At 45.6% G+C, this 10,659-nt stretch carries 10 protein-coding genes; 2 read left to right on the top strand and 8 right to left on the bottom strand.

Going from position 1 to position 10,659, the window contains the following annotated elements:
- Nucleotides 1-18: 18 nt before the first annotated feature.
- The 8 genes from ACSSU7_RS03910 to ACSSU7_RS03875 form a co-directional block, all read right to left on the bottom strand.
- Nucleotides 19-1,017 carry a GDP-L-fucose synthase family protein gene (locus ACSSU7_RS03910; RefSeq protein WP_492517418.1) on the bottom strand — a complete coding sequence of 333 codons (999 nt, stop codon included), beginning with the start codon at nucleotides 1,015-1,017 and terminating at the stop codon, nucleotides 19-21.
- A gap of 5 nt (nucleotides 1,018-1,022) precedes the next feature.
- Complete coding sequence (gene gmd, locus ACSSU7_RS03905; protein ID WP_492517417.1) at nucleotides 1,023-2,108, bottom strand: GDP-mannose 4,6-dehydratase; 1,086 nt, start codon at nucleotides 2,106-2,108, stop codon at nucleotides 1,023-1,025.
- Between the two features lie 41 nt (nucleotides 2,109-2,149).
- A complete protein-coding gene (gene epsI / locus ACSSU7_RS03900; RefSeq protein ID WP_492517416.1) occupies nucleotides 2,150-2,842 on the bottom strand; it encodes an exosortase-associated protein EpsI, B-type in 693 nt (230 codons plus the stop codon).
- Nucleotides 2,839-3,717 carry an exosortase B gene (gene xrtB / locus ACSSU7_RS03895; RefSeq protein ID WP_492517415.1) on the bottom strand — a complete coding sequence of 293 codons (879 nt, stop codon included), beginning with the start codon at nucleotides 3,715-3,717 and terminating at the stop codon, nucleotides 2,839-2,841. The genes epsI and xrtB overlap by 4 nt, the downstream gene beginning before the upstream one ends.
- Before the next feature lie 15 nt (nucleotides 3,718-3,732).
- Nucleotides 3,733-4,650 carry a chain length determinant protein tyrosine kinase EpsG gene (gene epsG, locus ACSSU7_RS03890; RefSeq protein ID WP_492517414.1) on the bottom strand — a complete coding sequence of 306 codons (918 nt, stop codon included), beginning with the start codon at nucleotides 4,648-4,650 and terminating at the stop codon, nucleotides 3,733-3,735.
- Between the two features lie 76 nt (nucleotides 4,651-4,726).
- On the bottom strand, nucleotides 4,727-6,136 hold the full coding sequence (epsF, locus tag ACSSU7_RS03885; protein ID WP_492517413.1) for a chain length determinant protein EpsF: 1,410 nt from the start codon (nucleotides 6,134-6,136) through the stop codon (nucleotides 4,727-4,729).
- 9 nt (nucleotides 6,137-6,145) lie between these two features.
- A complete protein-coding gene (gene epsE, locus ACSSU7_RS03880) occupies nucleotides 6,146-7,000 on the bottom strand; it encodes a polysaccharide export protein EpsE (RefSeq protein ID WP_492517412.1) in 855 nt (284 codons plus the stop codon).
- Nucleotides 7,001-7,057: 57 nt separating this feature from the next.
- Complete coding sequence (locus ACSSU7_RS03875; RefSeq protein WP_492517411.1) at nucleotides 7,058-8,008, bottom strand: EpsD family peptidyl-prolyl cis-trans isomerase; 951 nt, start codon at nucleotides 8,006-8,008, stop codon at nucleotides 7,058-7,060.
- A 289-nt stretch (nucleotides 8,009-8,297) separates the two neighbouring features.
- Between ACSSU7_RS03875 and ACSSU7_RS03870 the strand changes: the two genes are divergently transcribed.
- Together ACSSU7_RS03870 and ACSSU7_RS03865 are read left to right on the top strand one after the other, a co-directional pair.
- Nucleotides 8,298-9,104 (top strand): Crp/Fnr family transcriptional regulator, encoded by an 807-nt coding sequence (locus ACSSU7_RS03870; RefSeq protein WP_492517410.1) that lies wholly within the window; start codon nucleotides 8,298-8,300, stop codon nucleotides 9,102-9,104.
- On the top strand, nucleotides 9,101-10,639 hold the full coding sequence (locus ACSSU7_RS03865; RefSeq protein WP_492517409.1) for a mannose-1-phosphate guanylyltransferase/mannose-6-phosphate isomerase: 1,539 nt from the start codon (nucleotides 9,101-9,103) through the stop codon (nucleotides 10,637-10,639). The genes ACSSU7_RS03870 and ACSSU7_RS03865 overlap by 4 nt, the downstream gene beginning before the upstream one ends.
- Nucleotides 10,640-10,659: the final 20 nt, after the last annotated feature.

Genomic DNA, 10,659 nt, shown 5'->3' with positions numbered 1-10,659 from the left:
CATGATCGAAGGAGACCATCACTCTATATGTGCAGACGCATTACGTTGATCGTTACTATGCTCAGTCAGATATTTCACATAATCGTGATAAGTCGATTTAATGCCTTCCTCTAAACCAATCTGTGCATGCCAACCTAAATCTGCCATACGACTGATATCCAACCATTTGCGTGGCGTTCCATCAGGCTTGCTACTATCAAAAACAAGATCGCCACGATAGCCAACAGTTTTCATAATGACCTCTGCCAGCCGCTTGATACTGACATCACGGCCTGTCCCTATGTTGTAGAGTCCATTACTAACGTTGTGCTCCATTAAAAACACACAGGCATCAGCCATGTCGGACACATGCAGAAATTCACGCATGGGTTTACCAGACCCCCATACCGTGATGGTCTTATCACCGCTCATCATGGCCTCATGCGTTTTACGCAATAGCGCAGGTAGCACATGGCTATTTTCCAAGTCATAATTATCATTAGGTCCGTAAAGATTAGTGGGCATAACGCTGACATATTGCGTACCGTACTGTGCGTTGTAAGCCTCACACATTTTTATGCCGGCAATTTTGGCGATAGCGTATGGTTCATTAGTGCCTTCCAGTGGGCTGGTTAAAAGGTAATCCTCACGGATGGGTTGTGGGCAGTCGCGTGGATAGACACAGGAAGAACCTAGAAAAAGTAGCCTATGAACTTTGCTAAGATAGGCGCTATGGATAAGGTTGGCCTGCATCATGAGGTTCTGATAAATAAACTCTGCGCGGTAGCGACTATTGGCAATAATGCCACCAACCTTTGCAGCTGCGCAGAAGATATAGTCTGGCTTTTCTCGTTGCATGAAATCTAAGGTCGCGCGCTGATCCAGCAAATCAAGTTCAGCATGGCGACGGGTCAGTAGGTTCGTATAACCACTTGCGATTAAGCGCCTGACAATAGCCGAGCCAACCATGCCTGAGTGACCAGAGACATAGATTTTTGCAGTCTTTGGGAGTGCGTCCTGCTTCGATTTTAGGTTCATGATGTTCATTCGTTGTACGCCATTGTTTTGTAGCCGTGTTCTTTGACTAAATGGTCACGCTCGGCAGACTTAAGGTCTTCCAACACCATTTCTGACACCATTTCAGCAAAAGTGATTTTTGGCTCCCAACCAAGCTTAGATTTCGCTTTACTAGGGTCACCTAGCAAGCTATCAACCTCTGTTGGGCGGAAATAGCGTGTGTCGACGGCTACAATGCATCTTCCTAGTTGGTCATATCCTTTCTCAGCAACGCCTTCTCCTTGCCAGCGTATAGTGATGCCAAGCTCGGCTGCGGCGATGTTGACGAAATCGCGCACGCTATATTGCTTGCCAGTGGCAATCACGTAATCTTCAGGTGTTTCCTGCTGCAACATCAGCCATTGCATCTCCACATAGTCTTTAGCATGCCCCCAGTCGCGCAACGCATTCAAGTTTCCTAAATACAGGCAATCTTGCAAACCTAGCTTGATGCGCGCTAATGCGCGGGTGATTTTTCTCGTCACAAAAGTTTCGCCACGGCGAGGTGACTCGTGATTGAATAGGATGCCATTGCAGGCATACATACCATAAGCTTCACGGTAATTCACGGTAATCCAATAAGCATACATTTTGGACACCGCGTAAGGGCTGCGTGGGTAGAACGGGGTGGTTTCTTTCTGCGGTACTTCTTGTACTAGCCCGAACAGCTCGGAGGTAGAGGCTTGGTAAAAACGAGTTTTCTTTTGCAGTTCTAAAATACGCATGGCTTCTAATACACGTAGCGTACCGACTGCATCGGTATTAGCCGTGTATTCTGGTTCTTCAAACGATACTGCTACATGAGACTGAGCCGCTAAATTGTATATTTCGTCAGGCTGTATTTGTTGGATGATGCGTAGCAGCACAGTAGAGTCCGACATGTCGCCGTAGTGTAGAAAAAAACGCTGGTCATCATGGTGCGGATCTTGGTAGATATGGTCGATACGCTCAGTATTAAAGCTAGATGCACGGCGTTTTATGCCATGTACCTCATAGCCCTTAGCTAATAATAACTCGGCTAGGTAAGAGCCATCTTGGCCGGTAATACCGGTAATAAGTGCTACTTTAAACATGATGAATACCTTTTATTATTAAAATTTATGTTATAAAAAAACTAAGCACCAAACCTCCCAGCTACTCTTGCACGATCTTGAATTGGCATTGCTTGCAATAAATCTTGAATAAAAGCCTCCTGTAGCTTGTAGGCATTAGCGCTATCGTTATCAATTGAGGAAACCCTAACCAACATGCCATCTGGCACTGTGCCGGTAAGCCCATAGGCTAATTGATTAAGCTTGCGCTTAATACCGGGCAGGGTGGCTTTGTCACCCACGGTGACCCAGTAAGTGATAGGCTCATTACGGGAACCTTGCACTGCTAACAAGCGACGGACAGGCAGCGTGCCGTATTGCGTCGTTAGATTGCCAATGATGTTGCTGATTAATTGAAAGCCCTGTGCGGTGTAGCAGAACTCTGGTCGGTGCACTTGGTTACCATCGCCACTTTGGTCAGCGCCATAAGCAATAGAGAGCATGATGCGCTGGCCTTGAGCATTAGCATACGTACGCGCCAAGGTCTGGCTGTAAAGCTCGTCAAGTTTGGCCTGTACGTCTGCACTTTGGCTAACTGGTATGATACTTTTATCAATGTCCCAACCTGCAAATCTCTCCGGAATCGCTTTTGATAAGCTCAGTGGCGGCAACTGATCTGCCATGCGTTGGTGTGGCTTAAGTAAAATAGATGCAATCATTGCGCTGATCATGAGCACGCAGATAACAATAGGCGTGATGAAGTGACGGCGACTCATGATGCACTCCTGCTACTAAAGAAAATCAGTCTCAATACACCGTCAAAAGCTATTAAGAGCAACAATGCTGCAACAAACAGCAACATTCCCGCAGCCGAATGCGCGAAGCCCTGTCCTGCTTCGTCACCAAAGTAATAGGTGATGAGCACTAACGTAATGACACGAATGACATTGGCAGCAAAAGCGATAGGCAGTACCGCTACTAATAAAAGGCAGTTGTGTAACCAGCTTCTATACTTCATCAAATAAAGGTAGATTAAGCCTAATGCACTTAGGCTAAACATTGAGTTGAGGCCAGAGCAGGCATCTGCAACTAACAGTTTGTACTGGCCTATGCTCAATGTCACCCCCACTCTTGAGATTGGGTAACCTGCTGCATAGAGCACTTCTTCGGCCACCACAGAAACATGTTGTTTAAGTGTGCCGGTGATGATTTCCACTAACAGGCCTGGCAAAGGAATCAGGAACAACATAAACACTAGCGGGAACCACATAGCTAGTACCGCTTGCCAACCACGCATCAATAGCAATACGCCAACCAGCATGGGGATTAATGCAGCAACTTCTATCGTATCAATGGATTGTGAGCGTCCGATAATAAATACGAGCAGACTTAACACCAAGCAAATCCAACCGATTAATACGCTGGGTTTGTTTGGTGCATTTATCACATCATGGCGTTTTTGCCAGATGAGCCAGCACACAACGATTAAAATAATAGGGCCGTGGCCGTTTTCCTCAGTTTGCCAAGTGGTCTGCATCAGATGAAAAAATGAAGGTAGGCATATGGCAAGTAAACCGATAGCGATGGGAACCCATAGCCACCAGTCTTGTGGCTGATGCTTGTCTGGCGTAAATTGTGCTGTGTTAGACATTGTAAATAGCCGTCATTAAAAATGGTTCAGCACTGCTCCTACCACAGGCACACCAAGCTCACTGAGTCTATCCGTGAGTTTTCGTGTATCTTCTAGGTGTGTTTTGTCTTGCCTAGTCACTAGTAGAGCACCTCCGCCCAGAACCGCGATCGTAGTGGCATCTGCATATTGAGTGGCTGATGGGGTATCAATTAAAACCACATCAAATTCATGGCCAGCATAAGCAAGTAATGAAACGAACAGTTGCCGTCCCAGTAGCTCCTGTGGATTGGGTGGAGGCGGGCCTGATGTCAATAAAGATAAATCCATAAATGCAGGTGTACGCTGAATACTAGTGGCGTCACTGCGATCAGAAAGTATGGTTGATAATCCATTTTGGTTGGGTAGCTTGAATAAGTCATGCTGGCGCCCATGTCGCATATCAGCGTCAATCAATAAAGTGCGCTTACCGAGTTGTGAAAACATAATAGCGAGATTAGCCGCTAGATAGCTTTTTCCTTCTCCGCTACCTGAACTCACAATAGATAAGGTTTTTTTCAACGGCCAAGTGGTAAACCAGCGTAAGCTCAGTTGGCTACGTAGTGTTCTTAAGCCTTCCGCTTGATCACTAAATGGTTGGTAGGCTGCAATTAGCTCATCACTGCCTAAAGCATCATCAGGTAATAAGTAGTAATAGTCGTATTGGCGGGCCAGCGCGAAGCGAATGTCATCTTCTTTGAGGAAGCCAAGATGGATGGCTGCTTCACCAAAACGAACATTTTTGAGCGCTTGCCGTTTTAGGATGAGCTCAGTTTTTTCAGCATCTAATTTACCCGTCTTAACTAGTATAGAACCAATGGAGTGTTCAGCATTAGGTTTCTTAATCGGATGGATTGAGGTCTGGTCAGCATTTATCGACGTATTATTGACCGTAGTCTGCAGGTTACTTTGCATGGTTTTTGTGCCCCTAAATGACGTACTTTGTAAAATCAACGTGCTCCGTAAAAGTAGATAGGCTGCAATAAAGTTATCAGACTGAGAACTCTAACTTCTTGTTGCGCCTAAATATTCTTATGCTTCGCCACCACCGTTTTATCGCGCTTTGTTGTTTTATCAGTTCACCTAATACGGGGATACCCAATAACTGTTCAATATCTTCTGCAATACGTACACGGCGATCCATCATTTCTGACATGAGCGCAAAGCCAATACCAATCAATGTTCCGATGACAACCGCAATCAATGTGTATAGCTTTGGTAGTGGTGAAGATGGTCTAAGTGGTGAGTAAGCAGGTGTTAGCACTGACACGTTAGTCTGCGTTGATTGCCCTTCAAGATTTGTTTGCGTAAAACGTTGAGAAACTGCGTCATAAGCTTTCTGCGCTGAAGAAACTTCACTCAGTAATACATTAGCCTCGTCCCGCTCATGTTTTAGTTCAAACAGCTTACGTTTTTGGGCTGCAATCAAGCCGCGAATGTTTGCTGCTTTATTAAGGCTAACATCCTCTGTGGTCGTGTAGCTGCGTCCAATATGGCTAGTTTCTTTTTCTAATTGTTCTTTGAGTGAGGCAAGCTCTGACTGCATTCTTTTATATTGTGGATGGTTACTACCTAAGTTGATACTTGCTTCATTTAACTTACTTTCTAGGCGATTGATATCAGCTTTTAAGTTATAGATGAGCGGGCTTAACATCACTTCAGGCAAGTTTTCTGCATTACTGCTTGCACTAATTTTGCTGCGCGTGTCGGCTGAAGTAGCCTCTATGATGGTGAGTTGTGTATTTAGGTCGCTCAACTTCTCGGTTTCACTATCTAAGCGCTCATCTGTAATTACAATACCTTTGCGTTGTTGATAGTTTGAGAGCTTTTTTTGCGCCGACTCTAAGTTGTCACGTAGCGTCTTGCCCTGACCTTGAAACCAGCTAGCATTCTGTCTAGCCGGTTCTACCTTGAGCTCGATATTGGTATCCATATAAGCTTGTGCAAATGCATTGGCGACCGCAGCTGAAAAGTTAGGGTCGGCTGAGGTGTAGGTAATCGTGATGACATTACTGTCCCGTGATGGTTTGACATCAAGACCTTTTTGCATCAACTCTACCAACCATATTTCAAACGCACCGTCACCATTGGTCATTTGCAACCATTTGTCATGTACCGCTTTATTTTGAATTAGACCTAATGCCTTCACTGCTTTTTGTGCTGTACGGTCGCTGTTGATAATGTCGACCTGGGTTGGCAGATACGCTGCGGTCATTGGGCTGTCGATGTTACCCATAATAGGATCAGTAGTGTGCATATCCACCATGACTGCCGTACTAGCGGTATAGCGCTTAGGCAGCAATAGGCTGGCAGCAAGCGTTGCAAGCGTCACGACTAATAGCGTTGTCAGTGCGATTTTGTAACGTGCTTTAATGATCATGAATAGTTGTTGTAGGCTCACGATAGCTCCCTAAAAAAGGCTTTCAGTGACAAAGATCACATCATTTGCCTGTACTAAATCGGAGGGTTTCGTACGGATGACTTCTAACTCTCCATTTTCGTTGCTACGATAAATTTTCATCCCACGTTCAGTGCCGCGTATGCTAGGACCACCAGCTTCGGCAACGGCTTGTTGAATCGTCATATTGCGTTTGATACGGAAGGAGCCGGGGCGCTGAGCCTCACCATAAATGTAGTATTGCGGGGCTGCGGGCACAAAAATAACGTCGCCGGCCGCTACCTCAATATCATCTTGTGGGTGATTGTTTAAGTATATATTTGGGATATCAATTTCCTGACGAAACGGGGTACCATTACGTGTGCCGACCACGATGACCATGTCAGCACCGCCGCCGTTAGTGCCGATGCTGGTGTTGATACCACCAGCGTAAGCCAGCATGTCAGATAGTTTGGTATTAAAGCTCTCTAGCGGAAAACGGCCAGGGCGGTTGACAGCACCCAATACGGAAACTTGATTACCGCGTACTTGTAGCAGTACGATGTTCACTTGCGGTTGTTGTACGAAACCACCTGATTTCAGTGCAGAAGCAATAACACCTTCAGCCTGTGCAATTGACATGCTGCCAACTTTGACTGAACCTATCAGCGGGTAAGTGATGGTGCCGCTTTCAGTCACACGCGTATCCAGCGTCAAATCAGGGTTTTGGAATACCAGTACCCGAATAGCATCACCAGGCGCCAAGGTGTAATCTCGGCTTTGCACATTACTTATTTCAGCAGTGCCTAACTCAGCACTGTGTGCAGTAGTTGCAGTTATCGTTAGCAGAACGATAAAAAATAACTTGATGTAAGAAAAATATCGCATGATAAATACCTCTCAAAGAGAATGCTTTTAAAGAAGACTGTGCAGTGCGTAATGTTGTTAGTTAATCCCTGCGATACCTCTTTCTACACTGTCGCTAGCCTCTGTGGTTTTAGCAGCAGTAGCCGGTGATGAAGCTACCGCGGTTGCTACGCCAGAAAACTCATTCATATAGGTTATTTTTGATGTGCTCTTTAGCTGTTCAAGCTTGGCATTAATCGCGATTTTTGCTTTCTCATTCATTAGGTATTGCGGAATGCGCTGCAATGCTAGTTCCTCACTTAATGGGGCTAATTTTGAGGCTTCCACTTTTACTATCGTGATTGATTGTGGCGATTCTATAATACTGACTTGTCCCTCTTTGATTTTGGCTAGCTCGGGCAATGTCGTGAGTGGTATTTGTTCGGCTGCACGCGTTACTGCGCTAGCAGAGAACATAATATTGTTCTGTTTCAGCGCTGTGGTGATATCGCTCATGCTTTTATCAGCAGTTAATTTCTTTATTTCCGCTACCGGTGGGTGCGGATTAACGATAATGATTTGCTGCAAATTGTAGATACGTCTCTCAGCAAATAGCTCAGGGTGTGTATCGTAAAATTTCTTCGCATCTTCAGGGCTTGGTTTCGGCAAACCAGCAACAACCTCTTTTAAATAAGCTTTAGTGAGTATCTCTCGTCTAGCTGCCTCAATCTGCATCATCACGTCAGGTGATCGATCAAGTTTATGCAATAAAGCTTGCTGTACTGTCAGCTGCTCATTCACCAGCTTGTTGACTAAATCAAGACGCACACTGGCTAGATTTTCCGCAGGCATCTGTGGCAATTTCCCTAGTGCATTATTGAGCTGATGCACGGTGATTTCATCACCGTTTACTTTGGCAACAATTTGCGTGGCTGGTTTTTGGTTATCCGAACAGCCGTTAATCAACAATAATGCGATGCCAAAAATAGTTGCCTTTTTTAGCGATGCAGCTAAATGATGGCTTGTCATGGTCTTTGGGTGGGGTCTCATTTTTAGGCATTCGGTAAAAGTAATGTTTACCGTTTTAGTCTTAGCCACCTCAGATGTCTGTTCGCTACCGTACACATAAAAAAACCACATCAATATATTTTTTTGTTCGATTCGTGCGGTAACGCACATACCTAAATTTTGACCTGCGGATAATGGATTTATATAAAAAACCTTGGTGTTAAAAAAATCTGGATACTAAAAATTAGTAGTGCTAGTTAATCTTGTTTAATCATTAATCCAGTTATTTAGCAGTTGCTGTGTGTGCTGTAGAAATGAAAGGAATTACCAAATGGCTTCCTATATTGCTTCTGAAAGTCAGAGCCCTAGGCAGAATGATATTCTTGCCGCGTTGCCATTGCAGGACTACCAAAGATTGTTACCTGATTTGGAGTTCGTGCCTATGCCTCTCGGTTGGGCGGTATATGAGGCTGGTCAAAAACTCACGCATGCTTATTTCCCTACCACCAGCATCGTTTCACTACTCTATGTGATGGAAAACGGCTCATCGGCAGAGATTGCCGTGACCGGTTATGATGGGCTTGTAGGTATCGCGCTTTTTATGGGCGGGGATACTACACCCAGCCGCGCCGTTGTGCAAAGTACAGGGTTTGGCTATCGACTGAAAGCCTCAGTCTTAAGGCGTGAGTTTCAGCTAGGTGGAAAACTCCAAGAATTAGCATTGAGCTATACGCAGGCACTGATTACACAAATGGCACAGACTGCAGTGTGTAACCGACATCACACAATAGACCAACAGTTATGCAGATGGCTGCTTTTGAGTCTTGATAGATTACCTTCTAGCCAATTAAAAATGACCCAAGAGCTGATTGCCAATATGTTGGGCGTTCGCCGTGAAGGAGTGACAGAAGCGGCAGGTAAATTACAGGCAGAAGGCATTATCAAATACAGCAGAGGATTGATTGTGGTGCTGGATAGACCACGCCTCGAAAAGCGCGTTTGCGAATGCTATGCAGTGGTAAAAAAAGAATTTGACCGACTTCTACCGCAGACGTCTAAACATGTGCACGTTAGCACTGCTGCTGTGCCTACTTCACATAACAGGCGATTAAGCATGTACGTATCGGAGCAATCATGAATTATTTATTACCAGTCATATTGTGTGGTGGCTCAGGTACGCGCCTATGGCCACTCTCTCGCCAGCACTATCCGAAACAGATGTTACAGTTGGCTGGCAGCCACACGATGCTGCAGGCGACAGCACTGCGTATCGACAAAACATTTATTCCAGACGGCTGGCAGCTGCAACTTCCGCTTGTCGTCGGGCAAGAGGATTGTCGCTTTCTCACTGCTGAACAGTTAGTACAGGTAGGGTTAAAAGGGGTGCGTATACTATTAGAGCCAGCTGGTCGCAATACGGCACCAGCGTTGACTATCGCTGCACTTACCGCAACTGCTGATGGGGACGACCCTGTGATGATAGTGATGCCAGCTGACCATGTCATCAAAGATGAGCAATCTTTTCAGCAGGCACTGATGCAAGCTTTACCATTGGCTGAAAATGGCGTCGTTGTTGCGTTTGGTGTAGTTCCAACTTCTGCGGAAACAGGTTATGGTTACATCCGCAGTGGCGATCGTATTAATCATGATGGCGCATCTCAACTGACTGAGTTTGTGGAAAAACCAGACAGTGAAACCGCACAGCAATATTTAGCCGATGGCCATTATTTGTGGAATAGTGGTATTTATTTATTACGCGCATCGGTATGGCTCAGTCAAATCAAACAATTTCGCCCTGATATTTTACTTGCTTGTCATGAAGCAATTAGCGAGGCGGCAATTGACCATAACTTCATTCGCGTAGAACGTAGCGCATTTATGGATTGCCCGTCAGAATCTATCGACTATGCCGTCATGGAGCCGCTATCGCAGGCAGATAGTGAACATAAGCGCTGTGCAGTGCAGGCACTGAACGTAGGCTGGTCTGACGTCGGCGCTTGGAATGCGCTGATGGAAATTGGTGAAAAAGATAAGAATGGCAATGTACTTTCTGGCGATGTGTTGGCAATTGCAAGTAATGGCACATTAGTCCGTTCTGAAAACCGTCTGGTAGCCTGTATCGGTATGCAGGATGTCGTGGTGGTAGAAACCGCTGATGTTGTGTTAGTGGCGCATAGAGATCAACTGCACTTAGTGAAAGACGCTGTAGCACAGTTAAAGTCAGCAGGGCGTACAGAATGCGATATACACCGTAAGGTGCAAAGACCTTGGGGTTATTATGACGGTATTGATGAAGGGCATCGCTTCCAAGTTAAGCGTATCGTTGTCAGCCCCGGTGCCAGTCTCTCATTGCAAATGCATCATCATCGTGCGGAGCATTGGGTTGTGGTGAAGGGCACTGCTAAAGTCACCCGTGGCGATGAGCAGTTTTTACTCACTGAGAACCAGTCCACATACATTCCACTAGGGGTCACACACCGTTTGGAAAATCCTGGATTGCTACCTTTAGAAATTATTGAGGTACAGTCTGGCGCCTATCTAGGCGAAGATGATATCGTGCGATTTGAAGATAATTACAGTCGCGATGCTGTGCCTAGCATTAGTCACGCCCCGGCAATCAATAATACAGCTGACTTGCTGGCAGCAAAGGAAAGCATCTCCGCAACGCACTAGTCGCTTAGCTAACAATAAGC

The sequence above is a fragment of the Methylotenera sp. E1MeOHC1 genome (assembly GCF_058745595.1).
The sequence above is the reverse complement of the archived record's forward strand: the minus strand, read 5'-3'. Positions and strand labels throughout refer to the sequence as shown.